We start from the raw sequence: 14,553 nt of genomic DNA, 5'->3' as shown, positions 1-14,553 counted from the left end.
TATCACGCTTCCGTGTAGGGGATAAAAGCGGAAACCCGGAAGCCGCCGCCGGGGGCCGGTCCGGCCGTCAGTGTCCCATCGTAGAGGGCCACGCGTTCGGCCATGCCCCGCAGGCCGTTACCGGTTGATTCCGGAGCGTCGGCCGAGGCTCCGCGACCGTCGTCCTGGATGTCCAGCTGCAACCCCCTGGCCGTCCACACCATGGTTGCATCAGCCTGCGCGCCGGGGCCGGCATGCCTGAGGACGTTGGTCAGGCCTTCCTGGAAGAAACGGTAGGCAGTGAGTTCCGCTCCGGCAGGAAGCGGCCGGCGCGCCTGGCCTTGCTGGCTGAAACGCAGCGGCAGGCCTGCGGCGCGCAGGCTTAGGAACAACTCGTCGAGGTCGCCCAGCCCGGGCAGTGGCCTGGTTGTGCCCGGGTCGTCATTGCGAAGCACCCCCAGCAGGCGCCGCATTTCAGCCAGGGATGTCCTGCCGGTGGCGGCAATTGTTTCCAGCGCCTGGGTAGCGGCGGCAGGGTCGACGGCGGCAGCGTACCGTGCGCCGTCGGCCTGGGTGATGATGACGGACAGGGAGTGGGCGACGATGTCATGCATTTCCCGGGCAATGTGGGAGCGTTCGTCGGCCGCCGCAAGCGCGCGCTCCTGCCGGTGTTCGATTTCCAGTCGCCTGGCGCGGTCCTCGAGAGCCTGCAGTTGGAGGCGGCGGACCCGCGTGAGGTCGCCAAGGGTCCAGCTGAACAGCACCAGCATCCAGATCAGGACTGTGTACAACGAGCCAATGGTCAGCCCCAGAACTCCCGTCTCTGCCGTGTTGGCGGAAAAGGTGCGGGTGGTCAGGAGGACCCCACCAACGAGACCGAGCACAAGAACCGTCCGGCTGGCCCAGGCGGGGCCGTAGGCCGACACGGCGTAAATAATCATCGGCACGGCGATCTGGCCTGCAACCGCCTCAATGCCCAGAGCCCATTGGATCAGGCAGACCACCGTCATGACAGCTGCGGCAGCAACAGGATTGGTGCGCCGCCAGGCGAGCGGAACCACGAGGCTGCAGGAGACCAGGAAAAGTTCTGGGCGGTCAGCCAGCAGGTAAACAGGGCCCAGGAACAGCAGCAGAACGATCATCACTGCTGTATCTACCTTGAAGGGGTTGTCCCTGAGCCATTGATACATGCTGTGCCGTCTGTCCACGCAGGAAACTCTAGTTCCCGGGGGGCAGGCGTACATCATGCCACGGGTGGAGCCTGGGTTGAACACTGAGGGCCGACCATATTATGAGACAGATTGCCCAGCATGTGGATGCCATTACTAATCTAGGAGCATGAGCGCATCCACGATTAATCTTGCCGTCATTCCCGGTGACGGCATTGGCCCGGAGGTCATCGCCGAGGCACTGAAGGTGTTGGACAAGGCTGCGGCCGCAGAAGGCATCACTGTTGAGCCCACGCATTACAAGCTGGGCGCGGAGCACTGGCTGGAAAGCGGGGAGACCTTGCCCGAGAGGGTCCTTGCGGACCTGCGCACCCGGGATGCAATCCTCTTTGGCGCCGTGGGTGCGGCCCCGGGCGACACGCGGATCCCGTCCGGGATCATCGAGCGTGAGATGCTCCTGAAACTGCGGTTCAGTCTGGACCACTACGTGAACCTGCGCCCGTCGCGCCTGTACGGGTCGGTAGGCAGCCCCCTGGCTAACCCCGGAACCATTGATTTTATTGTTGTCCGCGAGGGCACGGAGGGCCCGTATGTCGGCAACGGTGGCAGCCTCCGGACCGGCACGGCCCATGAGGTGGCCACCGAGGTTTCGCTCAACACTGCCTACGGTGTGGAACGTGTTGTGCGCGACGCTTTCCGCCGCGCAGCAGCACGTGAGCGAAAGCACGTGACACTGGTCCACAAGCACAACGTCCTGGTCTACGCCGGCCACCTGTGGAAGCGGACCGTTGAGGCCGTCGCTGTTGAATATCCGGAAGTCTCCCACGACTACCTGCACGTGGACGCAGCCACCATCTTCATGGTCACCGATCCGTCCCGCTTTGATGTCATTGTCACTGACAACTTGTTTGGTGACATCCTGACGGACCTCGCCGCGGCTGTTACGGGCGGCATTGGCCTGGCAGCATCCGCCAATGTCAATATGGACCGCACCGCGCCGTCCATGTTTGAACCCGTGCACGGCTCAGCCCCGGATATTGCCGGCCAGCAGAAGGCCGATCCCACCGCGGCCATCCTTTCGGCGGCTATGCTCCTTGATCACCTCGGCTACACCAGCGCCGCCCGGAAGATCGAGGCCGCAGTGGCAGCCGACGTCGAAAACCGCGACGGCGGAAGCCGCACCACCAGCGCCATTGGCGATGCCATTGCGGCGGCGCTTTAGCACACCCCTGCAGGCGTAAGCTTGTGTCGAATCACCAAATGCTGCCGGCGGATCTCAGCGTCGACACCCGGTAAACGGCAGCCGATTGTGGAGGAACCATGACTCAGACTGCCCACGGCGTCGAATTCACCCGGCAGCTTTCGGCCACCCCGAAATCTGCTGAAGAGCGTGCAGCCATCCTGGCAAACCCGGGGTTTGGCAACCATTTCACTGACCACACCGCGATCGTCGACTACAGCGTCGACGCGAACGGCGCTGGCGGCTGGCACCATCCGCGGTTGGAAGCCTATGGTCCAATCGCCCTGGACCCTTCCGCAGCGGTGTTCCACTACGGCCAGGAAATTTTTGAAGGCCTGAAGGCCTACCGCCACGCAGACGGTTCCATCTGGACTTTCCGTCCGGAAGCCAACGCTGCACGGCTGAACAGCTCGGCCCGCAGGATCGCCTTGCCCGAACTTCCGGCCGAGTACTTCCTGGGTGCCCTGCGCGAACTGGTCACCGCTGACAAGGACTGGGTTCCAACAGGTGACGGCGAAGCCCTGTATCTGCGGCCGTTCATGATTGCCACTGAGGCCTTCCTGGGCGTGCGCGCCGCCAGGGAAGTTTCGTTCCGGGTGATTGCGTCGCCTGCCGGCAACTACTTTGGCGGTGAACTGAAGCCGGTGTCCATCTGGATATCCCGCGACTATGCACGCGCCGGGCGTGGCGGCACCGGTGCCGCGAAGTGCGGCGGCAACTACGCTGCCTCCCTGATCGCACAGCAGGAGGCCGAAGCGCACGGCTGCAAGCAGGTGCTTTTCCTGGATTACTTCAATGATGACGCCGTGGAGGAACTGGGCGGCATGAACGTGTTCTTCGTGATGAAGGACGGTTCCCTTGCCACTCCTGCTTTGACGGGAACCATCCTCGAAGGCATCACCCGGTCTTCGGTCATCCAGGTGGCCAAGGACATGGGACGTGACGTGACGGAACGCAAGATCACTCTCGACGAATGGCGCGACGGCGTGGCATCCGGGGACATCACCGAAGTTTTCGCGTGCGGTACTGCCGCCGTCATCACCCCTATCGGGCTCCTTAAAGACGCCACCGAGCATATCGGTTCCGAAGATGCCACCGCGGGGGAGACCACCATGGCCATCCGCGAGAAGCTGCTGGGCATCCAGACGGGTGTCGAGGAGGATGTGCACGGCTGGTTGACCCGGCTCGCCTGACCCGGCCTGAAGCGCGCACGCGAGGAAGAGGGCGCATAACTTGCTGCCTGCCGCGGCAAGGTTATTTCCCTCTTCCTCCCTGCGGGTTTGCCGGTGGCAGTGCGCGGCGGCCGGGCGGGGCGCTGTTCTTGAGCAACCGTTCGGCGGCGCCCCGGGCTACGGCGAACGGACGCTCGAACGTCCCCATCCCCAGGGTCGCGAGCCCGCCATCGTGCAGCAACATCAGTGTGTCGGCCATCGCATCGGCGTCGGCCACTCCGGCGTCACGGCACAGCTCAGCAAACAGCTCACGCATCCACTTCTTCTGCCGGACCGCCTCCGCTGAAATCGGATGCGATACCGACTCGAATTCGGCCCGGGCGTTGATCGCACCGCAGCCCTTGGGGTTGTTCTCGCGTGCCCAGGCCTCAGTCAGGTCGAACACTGTCAACACGCGATCAATGCTGCCTTTCTCCACCTCTTGCAGCCCGTCCGCAAGATAAGCCCGCCACCGTTCATCGCGACCCTGCAGGTAGGCCAGGGCCAACGCCTCCTTCGAGCCGAACCGGTCGTACAGAGTCTTCTTGGTTGTTCCGGCAGCAGCGGCAATCGCATCTACTCCCACCGCATGGATTCCCTCGCGATAGAAGAGCCCGCTTGCCGCGGCTAAGACCTTCGCAGCGCCGGCCGTCAGCGTCGGCAGTGCCTCAGGTTCGTACTCTTTTCTCATTCACTTAGTATACCGTCCTGTATAGTCGAAGCATGAGTAAACAGATCGGTATACCGAAGTCACTCGTTTTGGCCGTCGCGTCAACGGCTTTCATCGTGAGCTGGAGTTCCGGGTTCCTCATCGCAAAAGTTGGAACGGCCGACGCAAACCCCCTCACCCTCATCCTCTGGCGCTTTGTCGTCGTGGTGGGACTGCTGGCCGCGGCGTCTCTCGTCGTCACCTTGCGTGGTCGGTTCGTCTTGCCATCGTGGCGTGACATTCGACCGCACCTCGCCATCGGCATTTTCGCCCAGTTCGGTTACGTCGTGCCCATCTACCTCGCTATCGCGGCGGGTGTCTCTTCAGGCACCACGGCACTCATCGATGCCATCCAGCCCCTCGTGGCGGCAACCCTCGTCGGTCCGCTCCTCGGCCTGCGGGTCCGTGCCCGGCAATGGGTTGGCCTGGCCCTGGGGGCGGTCGGGGTGCTCTTCATCGTGTGGGCGGATGCCTCGGCCGTAACATCCTCGCCCTCCGCGGCATACCTGCTTCCGTTGCTCTCGCTCGCCAGCCTCGTCACGGCGACCTTCCTCGAGCGCCGATCGCCGTCAAACCTGGCGGTTTTCCCCACTCTTGCAGTTCACGCCGTCATCACCCTCGCGGCTGTAGCCATCGTTGCCGCCTGCACCAACACCTGGATTCCGCCGGGCTCCGCCAGCTTCTGGCTCTCCACCGTCACCATCGCCCTCATCCCCACGCTCACCGCATACGCGCTCTACTGGTACCTCCTCCGCCGCCTGGGGATCACCGGCCTCAATGCGCTCCTCTTCCTCGTGGCCCCCGTCACCGCGCTCCTTGGCGCCCTTCTTTTCGGCGAGCCCTTTACCGCTGCAACGGCCGCGGGTCTCGCCCTCGGCGCCGCGGCGATTACCCTCGTTCTCTTCACTCCCGCTCGACGTACCAGGGCTTCGTCGGGCGGAGAAGGTGAAAAACCATCCGAGGTCCGAGCGCCGGTCAGGACGCCGGGCGAGGAACACCCATGCACCCAAAGCGTCCCGCATTCTCCCTCCGAAGACAGATGCTGAAGCGGGGCTTGGCACGTGCGGGATGTCTTGACTCCGAGGTGCCCCGGGCAAGCCCTCGTCAGCGGCGGGCTGCCTTCCGGGCGGCGTTCTTCAGGGCTTTCCGGGACACCGGCTTCAGGGCCTTCCGGGCGGCTTCATCCGCGAGGGCGCGCTTCCGGCGCGCGTCGATGATGTCGTTCCAGAGCGCAGTGGCGAAGGTGCCGCCGTCCTGGGCATAGATCTGGTAAGGGTAGTTGGCGAAGGCTGGCGGCGGCGTTCCGGCGGGAAGGCCGGTGCCGGCGATGCGGGCCACGGCATCGGCGATGGCCCAGGTTTCCGTCAGGTGTGCCGTGAGGTTGTCCTGCACAAAGACGTGTGCATCGGCTGAGCCGGCGGCCCGTTCCAGCAGGGCGTCGAGGCGCTCAGCCAGCAGCGCCGAAGTAGCATCCGGGAGCGCAGTCCCTCCTGATGTGGCGGATTCCAGTGCCGCTTCCTGTTGCGCGACGGCGTCTGTCCAGTCGCTGGTCTGGCGGAACTTCTGCCAGGTGGGGAACCAGACGATGGTGCCGGTGGCGTGGTTGTGGATGTGCTGGAGGCCGCTGTTCTTCTCGGTGACGGCGTGGTCGTGCCCGGCGGCCTCGGCGTCCGCCAGGAGGCCGGACAAAGTTGTGGTGGGTGAATCGCTCATGACGGTGCCGGTACTTCCTGTAGTGGTGATGGATCCAGTAGTGGTGATCCAACTGCAACAACCTCCGCCCCGTACCGGCTTATTCCACCCCGCCGTACTCCAGGGCGCCCTGCAGTGCGAAGATTGAGCTGTGACTGTTGCCAAAGACGCCGTGATCCACCGCAGTTCAGCGCTGACGGAATACCTCCTCGCGCCAAATCCCGGCCCCATGAGCCTGGAAGGGACCAACTCCTACCTGGTCTCGGCAGCGGAAACCGCAGGTGTGGTGGTGGTTGACCCAGGGCCCTTGGACGAGGGTCACCTGCAGGCGCTGGCTGACGCCGGCCGGGTGGAGCTGATCCTGATCACCCACCGCCATCACGACCACACGGAGGGCGCTGCCAGGCTGTCGGCGCTCACCGGAGCGCCGGTGCGGGCCGCCGATCCTGTCCACTGCCACAACGGCGGCAGCCCGTTGCTGGACGGGGAAGCCATCAGGGCCGCCGGTGTCCGGATTCAGGTCCTCGGCACACCCGGCCATACGTCCGATTCACTCTGTTTCCACCTTCCGGAAGACGGCCCGGCGGGCTCCGTCCTTACCGGAGATACCATCCTTGGCCGCGGCACTACGGTGCTTGACTACCCGGACGGCACCCTGCGGGACTACCTTGCCAGCTTGGACACCTTGGAGACGCTGGGGGCGGCCGCCGTGTTGCCCGCCCATGGACCGGTGCCTGCCTCTGCAGATATCGGCACCATGGTGCGCGCCTACCGCGACCACCGGCTGCAGCGGCTGGAACAGGTCCGCCAGGCGTTAACCGGACTCGCTCCGGAGGCGTCAGCGCGGGAGGTCGCCGCAGTGGTGTATCACGACGTCGACCCTTCCGTCCGGGGGGCAGCAGAACTGTCCGTAGCCGCCCAGCTGGATTACCTCCGGAGCTGAACTCCCGGGCGGGACGGTAGGCTGGGACGCATGCGTATTGCCCGGTTTGTAGTCGATTCTGATCCCCTCTACGGAATTGTTGTAGGACAGCCAGGCAGTGAGGAAATCACTGTCATCAACGGCGACCCCTTCTTCAACGGAGTAGAGCCCACAGGCGTTCGCCACAAGTTGGAGGACGTCCGTCTGCTGGCTCCGATCATCCCACGCAGCAAGGTCATCGGTGTGGGCAGGAACTTTGTGGAGCACGCCAAGGAACTGGGCAATGAGGTTCCCGCCCAGCCGCTGCTGTTCCTCAAGCCGAACACCGCCGTCGTTGGTCCGAACGATCCCGTCGTGTTGCCGGACTTCTCCGAGGAGGTGTCCTTCGAAGCCGAACTTTGCGTAGTCATCGGCCGCATCTGCAAGGACGTCCCCGAAGACCGTGTTGACGACGTCGTCTTTGGCTACACCTGCGGCAATGACCTCACCGCCCGTGATGTCCAAAAGTCAGACCTGCAGTGGGCCCGGGCAAAGGGCTTCGACACCTCGGCACCGCTGGGCCCGTGGATCGAAACGGAACTGGACACCGAGGACCTGCAGATCCAGTCCCGGCTCAATGGGGAGTTGCGGCAGGATGGCAACACCAGCCAGATGATCCGCGGCGTCCGCGAACTGGTGTCCATCGTCTCGCACGCCTTTACCCTGCTGCCCGGCGATGTCATCATGACCGGCACTCCGGCGGGTGTGGGTGTCGTGGAGGCCGGCGACCGCATTGAGGTTGAAGTCGAAGGCATCGGCAGGCTGTCCAACCCCATCGTGCGCCGTTAGCATCCGGCAGAGGGGGAAATTTCAGGCGGTAAAGTTGGAGTCACTATGACTACTGCTTCCGTGCCTGCTCCTGCTTTGATTCCCGCCGTCACCGCCGACACCCCGGTGCGCGTCCGGTTTTGCCCTTCGCCTACCGGAACGCCGCACGTTGGCTTGATCCGCACTGCCCTGTTCAACTGGGCGTACGCCAAGCACACCAAGGGCACCTTTGTGTTCCGCATCGAGGACACCGACGCGGCCCGGGACTCGGAGGAGAGCTACCAGCAGCTTCTCGAAGCGCTGAAGTGGCTGGGCATTACGTGGGAAGAGGGCGTTGAGGCCGGCGGCCCGCACCAGCCGTACCGGCAGTCACAGCGGCTGGAGATCTACAAGGATGTTGTCGCCAGGCTGCTGGAGGCCGGCTACGCCTACGAGTGCTACTCGTCGCCGGAAGAAGTGGAAGCCAGGCACCGGGCTGCCGGCCGCGACCCCAAGCTGGGCTATGACAATTTCGACCGCGAGCTCAGCGCCGAGCAGCTGGCCGCCTTCAAGGCTGAAGGCCGCAAGCCGGTCCTGCGGGTGCGGATGCCGGATGAGGACGTCACCTTCACCGACGTGGTCCGCGGCGAAATCACCTTCAAGGCCGGAAGCATTCCGGACTACGTTATTGTCCGCGCCGATGGTTCGCCCTTGTACACGCTGGTCAATCCGGTGGACGACGCCCTGATGGGCATCACGCACGTGCTCCGCGGCGAGGACCTGCTCTCCTCCACACCACGTCAGGTTGTGTTGATCCGGGCACTCATGGAGCTTGGGGTGGCCGCCTATATGCCGGTTTTCGGCCATCTTCCGTATGTGATGGGTGAGGGAAACAAGAAGCTCTCCAAGCGCGACCCGCAGTCCAACCTCTTCCTGCTCCGCGACCGTGGCTTTATTCCGGAAGGACTGCTGAACTATCTCTCGCTGCTCGGCTGGAGCCTGTCCGCAGACGAGGACATCTTCACGGTGGACCAGCTGATTGAAAACTTCGATGTCCAGGACGTGCTGGCCAACCCGGCCCGCTTCGACATCAAAAAGGCCGAGGCCATCAACGGCACCCACATCCGGATGCTGGATCCTGAGGATTTCCGGGGCCGCCTTGTGCCGTACCTGCGCTCCGCAGAACTGGTGGGGGAGGAACTCACAGCCCGCCAGGAGGAGATCCTCGCCGAGGCTGCGCCGCTGATCCAGGAACGCATTTCGCTGCTCGGCGAAGCTCCTGAGATGCTGGCCTTCCTCTTCAAGGACGACGACGCCATCGACATCGCCGACGATGCACGCAAGGGCCTGCCGGAAAATCTGTCAGAGGTCCTGGATGCCGCGTTGGCCGCGCTGGAACCAATCGGGGAATGGACGCCGGAGAGCATCCAGCTGGCCCTGAAGCAGGCCCTGGTGGAGGACCTGGGCATCAAGCCGCGGCTGGCTTTCGGACCTGTCCGCACTGCCCTGTCCGGGCGCCGGATTTCGCCGCCGCTGTTCGAATCCATGGTCATCCTGGGCAAGGATTCCTCGCTGCGCCGGCTCCGCAATTTCCGAGGCTGATCCGTCCTGATGGAAGTACGCGCAGCGCGGAGTGTCCTGCATAGCCGTTTTGGCCTGATCAGCGGCGTCCTCTTCGATATCGACGACACCCTGGTGGACCTTGAATTTGCCATGACCACCGCGCTGCGTGAAGCCAGCGAGCACCTGCTCCCGGGTTTGGACCAGACCGGCTGGACCCGCTTCGGCAGAATCTTCACGCACGAGACCACCCACTTCTATGACCGCTACCTCGCCGGCGAGCTGACATTCAACGACCAGCGGCTCCTCCGCGGCAGGGCTGCGCTTGGCCACTTCGGTGTGGAGCTCGATGACGGCGTGCCGGAGCAGCAATGGCTGTCCACCTATGCCACCGCCCAGCAAGGCTACGTCCGGGCGTTCGAGGATGTTGGACCCGTCCTGGACGCACTCGATGCCGCGGCGATTCCGTACGGGGCCGTCAGCAACAACGTCCACGACTACCAGCGGGCAAAGCTGGACAGCGCAGGTCTGCAGCGCATCCGCCACCTTGTGGGCACCGATACCGTGGGCGCCGTCAAACCGGACCCTGCGGTGTTCCTTGAGGGGGTCCGATTGCTGGGCAGCCGGCCGGAACAAACGCTCTATGTGGGCGACAACAGGCTCGTTGACGCGGAAGGGGCGACGGCGGCGGGCCTGGTGGGCGTCTGGCTGAACCGGACTGCGGAGCAGGTGCCGGAGTACAACGGCCTGGAGGTTGCCGGCCTCGGTGAACTGCTGGAATAAAGCGCCGTGCTGACCGGTCGTGCGGTGCTGTGGCAGGGACGGCCGATTTGTGCCGGGCCAAAGTCTCAGGTAAAGTAATTTCTCGTGCTGAGGCGCTCAGAGCGCGGGTTTAGACCCGCGAACGGCGCCCGGAAATGCCATTGGGATATGGTGTAATTGGCAACACTACGGTTTCTGGTACCGTCATTCTAGGTTCGAGTCCTGGTATCCCAGCTCTGCATTTACCGCCTGTTTCAGGTGGAAGATGCAGCCGTTTCAAGCGGTTCACCGATTTGGAACAAGGGCCTTGATTGTGAAACAATCACTGAGCCTGATTGGCGGAAGCCAGTCAAAATGCAGTGCCAGCAACAAAAAGTGCAAGGCCCCATCGTATAGCGGCCTAGTACGCTGCCCTCTCACGGCGGTAACGCGGGTTCGAATCCCGCTGGGGTCACCATGGAAAAGGTCCCGGACATTTGTCCGGGGCCTTTTCTGCTTCTCCGCTGTACTGATAATCCCCGTGGCATGATGAAGATGTGACCCCGCAGACCTTCCCCGAAGCCCAATCACCGGCCGCCGCCGGCCAATCAGGGCGGGCCGTCCAGGTCCTGGAATCCGCACGGGCGGATCTGGCAGGGACCGTCCTTCCGCTCGAACTGCCCGGAGTGGAACAGGCCCGGACGGAGCTCCGGCAGGCCGTTGCACAGCTGGACGACTACATCCTGCCGCGCTACCGCAGCCTGGACGCACCGCTGCTGGCCGTCGTCGGTGGTTCCACGGGTGCCGGAAAGTCCACGCTGGTCAACGCGCTGGTGGGGCATCCGGTGACCCGCGCGGGCGCCATCAGGCCCACCACCCGGCAACCCATCCTGTTGCATTATCCAGCCGACCTGCCCTGGTTCGAGGGTGGCCGTGTACTGCCCGGACTCAGCCGGATTACCGGCGTCCTCACCAGCGGAACTGTCCCGGCCAACAAAGCAGGCAGCGCTCCGGACGCGGCCGCCATGTCCTCCCTGGTGCTTCTGGCCGATGGTGCGGTGCCCGAAGGCGTTGCCATCCTTGACGCACCCGACGTTGACTCGATTTCCGACGACAACAGGCAGCTGGCCGGCCAGCTCCTGGCTGCGGCCGATCTCTGGATTTTTGTCACCACCGCCAACCGCTATGCCGACGCCGTTCCATGGCGGCTGCTGCTCGACGCGGCGTCGCGGGACATCACCGTGGCCATCGTCCTGGACCGGGTGCCGCCTGCCGCTGAGGCAGAGGTGAGCGAAGACCTGCGGAGCCTCCTCCGCCAGGAAGGACTGTCGAGGGCTGAACTCTTTGTGGTCCATGAAGCAGAGCTCGACGAACTGGGCATGCTGCCGCACCAGGCGGGTGAACCGCTGAGGCTATGGCTCCGGCGGCTCGCTGCTGATGCCAGTGGACGAGCCGGCATTGCCCGGCGGACCCTCGACGGCGCCATCAGGGCCCTCAGCAGCAGGCTCCAGGTACTGTCCGCGCGCGCCGAAGAACAGGACTCGGCGGCCGCAGCGCTGCGCAGCCAGGCTGCGGAAGCGCACGACGCCGCGCTGTCGCGCATGCTCGAGGCCACCAGGGACGGTGCGCTGCTGCGCGGCGAGGTTTTGGCCAGGTGGCAGGACTTTGTGGGTACTGGTGAATTCTTCCGCAACCTCGAACAAAATATCGGACGCATGCGGGACCGGGTTGGAGCGTTTTTTCGCGGCGAGCCGACGCCTGCGGTGCGCGTTGAGACGGCCATCGAATCCGGTCTGCAGGCGGTCATCCTGGACGAGGCTCGCAACGCGGCCGAGGAAACCGACCGCCGCTGGCGCGCCGATCCCGCGGGCCGCAGGCTGCTCGGCACCGATGACCTGTCCGGGAACAGCGCCGGCTTCCCGGACAAGGTCTCCGCTGAAATCAGGGCGTGGCAGGGCGCGCTCATGGAGCTGATTCGCACCGAGGGCCAGGACAAGCGTGCGAAGGCCCGCTGGTTGTCTTTCGGGGTGAACGGCCTGGGTGTGGCACTGATGATTGTGGTGTTCTCGATGACGGCGGGGCTGACCGGACTGGAGATCGGGGTGGCGGGCGGCACCGCCGTCGTGGGGCAGAAGCTTTTGGAAGCGATCTTCGGCGAGGAAGCCGTACGCCGCCTGGCGCGCACCGCCCGGGAAGACCTCCACCGGCGTTGCCGGACGCTCCTGGACGTCGAACGCCAACGCTTCCTGGATCGGCTGCCCGCGGATACCGCCGGTGAAGCCGATGTGCTGGCAGGCCATGCCCGCGCACTGGCTTTCCTGGCGGCGAACGGATGAGCCGGCACAGCGTCGCCCGTGAGGCTTCCCTGCTCCAGCAGCGCCTCGAGGCGTTGAACGAGGCCAGGGAACTGGCTGAAGGCGTTCTCCCGGACGAGGCGCTCCAGGAAGTTCTGGAAATTCTTGAGCGGGCAAGCTCGCGCCGGTCGCTGTCTTCCGGGCATACAGTCGTCGGATTTTTCGGTGCCACCGGCAGCGGAAAGTCTTCCCTGTTCAACGCAGTGAACGGAGCAGAGATTGCCACGGCGGCCGCCCGCCGCCCCACCACTTCCGAACCCCTGGCCAGCGTCTGGGGAGTTGCAGGCAGTGAACCCCTTCTGGACTGGTTGGAAGTGCCGGCCCGTCATCACGCGTCCCCGGTTAACGGCTTGGCGGACGAAGACACTGGGCTGATCCTGCTGGACCTGCCCGACTTCGATTCCACCCGGCTCGCCAACCGCAAGATCGTCCAGCGGATGGTGGGCATGGTTGATGTGCTGGTCTGGGTGCTGGACCCGCAAAAGTACGCGGATGCTGCTGTGCACCACGACTTCCTCAAGCCGTTGTCCGCCCACGGTGCCGTAACCCTGGTAGTGCTGAACCAGGTGGACAGACTGGCCCAGTCGGACGTGGACCCGGTGCTTGAGTCGCTCAAGGCCATCCTCGCAGGAGAAGGCCTGGGCAGGGTCCGGGTGCTCGCCGCATCCGCGCTGACAGGGGACGGAATCGACGGGGTGCGCTCGGCCATCCGGCAGGTGGCCCTCCAGCGCCAGGCAGCATCGCAACGGTTGGCCGCAGACGTCGTGGGCGCCTCGCAGAAGCTCGCGGAGGCTTCCGGGACCGGCCGGCCCGCCGGAGTCAAGGGCGGCAGCGTCGCCAGGCTCTCAGAGGAACTCTCGGCAGCAGCGAACGTCCCGCTGGTGGTGGACGCTGTGGCAGGCTCGTACCGGTTGGAGGCCACCCGGCGCACCGGCTGGCCGGTGACCCGCTGGCTGTCCCGATTCCGGGCGGATCCGCTGCGCCGACTGAACCTGCGCCGGGAAGCGGGGACTGCCGATGTCCATCGGACCTCCCTGCCGCATGCCGGGGCGCCGGAGCGCGCCCGCACCGACGCTGCGGTACGAAATTTTGCCGATGCTGCCAGCGCCGGCGCGCCGGGGCCGTGGCGGTCAGCCATCCGGGGCGCGGCACGTGAAGGCCGCGAACAACTTCCCGATGCTTTGGACCAGGCAATTGCCGGCACTGAGCTGAAGGCCGGCCGGACGTCCTGGTGGTGGGGCGTTTTCAATGTGGTCCAGTGGTTCGCGCTGCTGACGACACTGGGCGGCCTGGGCTGGCTGGGTGTGCTGGCCGTGCTTGGCTACCTGCAGCTTCCCGTCCCGGAGGTGCCGCGGGTAGAGGGCTGGCCAGTACCAACGCTGATGATCGCCGGCGGCGCCCTGCTTGGCATCGTGCTGGCACTTGGGGGGCAGGTGTTCGCCATGCTGGCAGCCAGGGCGCGCGCTGCAGCTGCGCGACGGCGGCTGCAGGCTGCGGTCTCGGACGTTGCGGAGCGGCTGGTGGTTGAGCCTGTCCAGGTGGAGCTGACACGCTTCGCCTCCTTTGCGGATGCGTTGCGGCGTGCCTCCTAACGCTGTTTTGACCAGCTGTTAGTGGCCGGCAGCTGCCGCATCCCGGACCTTGATGAGCGTTCGGAGGTTCCGGGTCGTGGTGGTGGCCTTGTACCTGGGCTTGGCTGACAACTTGCCGAAGGCGCTGTCCAGCGTACCGCCTGCCGGTGCGAGCCAGGCCATGGCTTCGGGACCCAGTAATATCTGCTCTGTTCCGCCTAGTGCTGCGCTGGCCTGGAAGAGCTCTGCCAGTGACCCTGGGTCAGAAGCCAGTGTGATGTAGGAGTGTGTTGTGGAATCATCCGCCGGGTATGGGCAGGCTGCCACAAGTTCGGCCACCCTTGCCGCAGCCAGCACCACAACCCAGGCTTCATAGCCGAACGCGTTCCGCAGGCACTTCTCTGAAGCTTCCTTGACTCCGCTGGCATCGAGCTCACTGGACAGGACCACGTTTCCACTCGCCAGCAGGGTCTTGACCCCGGTGAATCCGCAGGCGGTAAGGGCAGCCTTGAGGTCGGCCATCCTGATATTGATCCCGCCGACGTTGATGCCACGGAGGAAAACAGCGTAAGTACCCATGGCGCCAGCCTAGCGCCGGGGCGGACGGTAACTGCGCTGC

13 protein-coding genes and 2 tRNA genes are annotated in these 14,553 nt (G+C 64.8%); 11 read left to right on the top strand and 4 right to left on the bottom strand.

The features are described 5' to 3' along the window. Nucleotides 1–2: 2 nt before the first annotated feature. A complete protein-coding gene (locus tag AC50X5_RS01660) occupies nt 3–1,187 on the bottom strand; it encodes a sensor histidine kinase (protein WP_494974439.1) in 1,185 nt (394 codons plus the stop codon). A 130-nt stretch (nt 1,188–1,317) separates the two neighbouring features. Between AC50X5_RS01660 and AC50X5_RS01655 the strand changes: the two genes are divergently transcribed. Beyond that, complete coding sequence (locus AC50X5_RS01655) at nt 1,318–2,370, top strand: 3-isopropylmalate dehydrogenase (protein ID WP_494974438.1); 1,053 nt, start codon at nt 1,318–1,320, stop codon at nt 2,368–2,370. A 98-nt stretch (nt 2,371–2,468) separates the two neighbouring features. Further along, nucleotides 2,469–3,581 carry a branched-chain amino acid aminotransferase gene (locus tag AC50X5_RS01650; protein ID WP_494974437.1) on the top strand — a complete coding sequence of 371 codons (1,113 nt, stop codon included), beginning with the start codon at nt 2,469–2,471 and terminating at the stop codon, nt 3,579–3,581. Between the two features lie 61 nt (nt 3,582–3,642). On the opposite strand, the gene AC50X5_RS01645 is transcribed toward AC50X5_RS01650, so the two are convergent. Beyond that, nucleotides 3,643–4,290, bottom strand: a complete 648-nt coding sequence (locus AC50X5_RS01645; RefSeq protein WP_494974436.1) for a TetR/AcrR family transcriptional regulator — start codon at nt 4,288–4,290, stop codon at nt 3,643–3,645. A 32-nt stretch (nt 4,291–4,322) separates the two neighbouring features. On the opposite strand from AC50X5_RS01645, the gene AC50X5_RS01640 reads away from it, so the two are divergent. Beyond that, nucleotides 4,323–5,354: a DMT family transporter gene (locus AC50X5_RS01640; RefSeq protein WP_494974435.1), complete on the top strand. Its 1,032-nt coding sequence runs from the start codon at nt 4,323–4,325 to the stop codon at nt 5,352–5,354. Between the two features lie 58 nt (nt 5,355–5,412). Here AC50X5_RS01640 and AC50X5_RS01635 read toward each other — a convergent pair whose 3' ends face one another. After that, complete coding sequence (locus AC50X5_RS01635) at nt 5,413–6,021, bottom strand: hypothetical protein (RefSeq protein WP_494974434.1); 609 nt, start codon at nt 6,019–6,021, stop codon at nt 5,413–5,415. A 130-nt stretch (nt 6,022–6,151) separates the two neighbouring features. On the opposite strand from AC50X5_RS01635, the gene AC50X5_RS01630 reads away from it, so the two are divergent. The 8 genes from AC50X5_RS01630 (at nt 6,152) to AC50X5_RS01595 (ending at nt 13,955) form a co-directional block, all read left to right on the top strand. Then, nucleotides 6,152–6,943: an MBL fold metallo-hydrolase gene (locus AC50X5_RS01630; protein WP_494974433.1), complete on the top strand. Its 792-nt coding sequence runs from the start codon at nt 6,152–6,154 to the stop codon at nt 6,941–6,943. A gap of 30 nt (nt 6,944–6,973) precedes the next feature. After that, on the top strand, nt 6,974–7,750 hold the full coding sequence (locus tag AC50X5_RS01625) for a fumarylacetoacetate hydrolase family protein (protein ID WP_493984640.1): 777 nt from the start codon (nt 6,974–6,976) through the stop codon (nt 7,748–7,750). Between the two features lie 45 nt (nt 7,751–7,795). After that, entirely contained in the window at nt 7,796–9,310 is a 1,515-nt protein-coding gene (gene gltX / locus AC50X5_RS01620; protein ID WP_494974432.1) for a glutamate--tRNA ligase, read from the top strand. Between the two features lie 9 nt (nt 9,311–9,319). After that, nucleotides 9,320–10,051: an HAD family hydrolase gene (locus AC50X5_RS01615; RefSeq protein ID WP_494974431.1), complete on the top strand. Its 732-nt coding sequence runs from the start codon at nt 9,320–9,322 to the stop codon at nt 10,049–10,051. 141 nt (nt 10,052–10,192) lie between these two features. Beyond that, nucleotides 10,193–10,264: transfer RNA gene (locus AC50X5_RS01610), tRNA-Gln, on the top strand. 147 nt (nt 10,265–10,411) lie between these two features. Continuing rightward, nucleotides 10,412–10,487, top strand: a tRNA-Glu gene (locus AC50X5_RS01605). A gap of 79 nt (nt 10,488–10,566) precedes the next feature. After that, a complete protein-coding gene (locus AC50X5_RS01600) occupies nt 10,567–12,345 on the top strand; it encodes a dynamin family protein (protein WP_494974430.1) in 1,779 nt (592 codons plus the stop codon). Then, entirely contained in the window at nt 12,342–13,955 is a 1,614-nt protein-coding gene (locus AC50X5_RS01595) for a GTPase (RefSeq protein WP_494974429.1), read from the top strand. The genes AC50X5_RS01600 and AC50X5_RS01595 overlap by 4 nt, the downstream gene beginning before the upstream one ends. Nucleotides 13,956–13,973: 18 nt before the next feature. Here the strand turns inward: AC50X5_RS01595 and AC50X5_RS01590 are convergent, their stop codons facing one another. Continuing rightward, nucleotides 13,974–14,513, bottom strand: coding sequence for a DUF1697 domain-containing protein (locus AC50X5_RS01590; protein WP_494974428.1), 540 nt, complete (start codon nt 14,511–14,513; stop codon nt 13,974–13,976). Nucleotides 14,514–14,553 lie beyond the last annotated feature (40 nt).

The organism is Pseudarthrobacter sp. MDT1-40-2, from assembly GCF_059383595.1.
The sequence above is the reverse complement of the archived record's forward strand: the minus strand, read 5'-3'. Positions and strand labels throughout refer to the sequence as shown.

Coding starts and splice junctions, on each gene's coding strand:
- gltX (WP_494974432.1), top strand. CDS start 7,796: ATGACTACTGCTTCCGTGCCTGCTCCTGCTTTGATTCCCGCCGTCACC.
- AC50X5_RS01615 (WP_494974431.1), top strand. CDS start 9,320: ATGGAAGTACGCGCAGCGCGGAGTGTCCTGCATAGCCGTTTTGGCCTG.
- AC50X5_RS01595 (WP_494974429.1), top strand. CDS start 12,342: ATGAGCCGGCACAGCGTCGCCCGTGAGGCTTCCCTGCTCCAGCAGCGC.
- AC50X5_RS01640 (WP_494974435.1), top strand. CDS start 4,323: ATGAGTAAACAGATCGGTATACCGAAGTCACTCGTTTTGGCCGTCGCG.
- AC50X5_RS01635 (WP_494974434.1), bottom strand. CDS start 6,021: ATGAGCGATTCACCCACCACAACTTTGTCCGGCCTCCTGGCGGACGCC.
- AC50X5_RS01655 (WP_494974438.1), top strand. CDS start 1,318: ATGAGCGCATCCACGATTAATCTTGCCGTCATTCCCGGTGACGGCATT.
- AC50X5_RS01590 (WP_494974428.1), bottom strand. CDS start 14,513: ATGGGTACTTACGCTGTTTTCCTCCGTGGCATCAACGTCGGCGGGATC.
- AC50X5_RS01650 (WP_494974437.1), top strand. CDS start 2,469: ATGACTCAGACTGCCCACGGCGTCGAATTCACCCGGCAGCTTTCGGCC.
- AC50X5_RS01645 (WP_494974436.1), bottom strand. CDS start 4,290: ATGAGAAAAGAGTACGAACCTGAGGCACTGCCGACGCTGACGGCCGGC.
- AC50X5_RS01625 (WP_493984640.1), top strand. CDS start 6,974: ATGCGTATTGCCCGGTTTGTAGTCGATTCTGATCCCCTCTACGGAATT.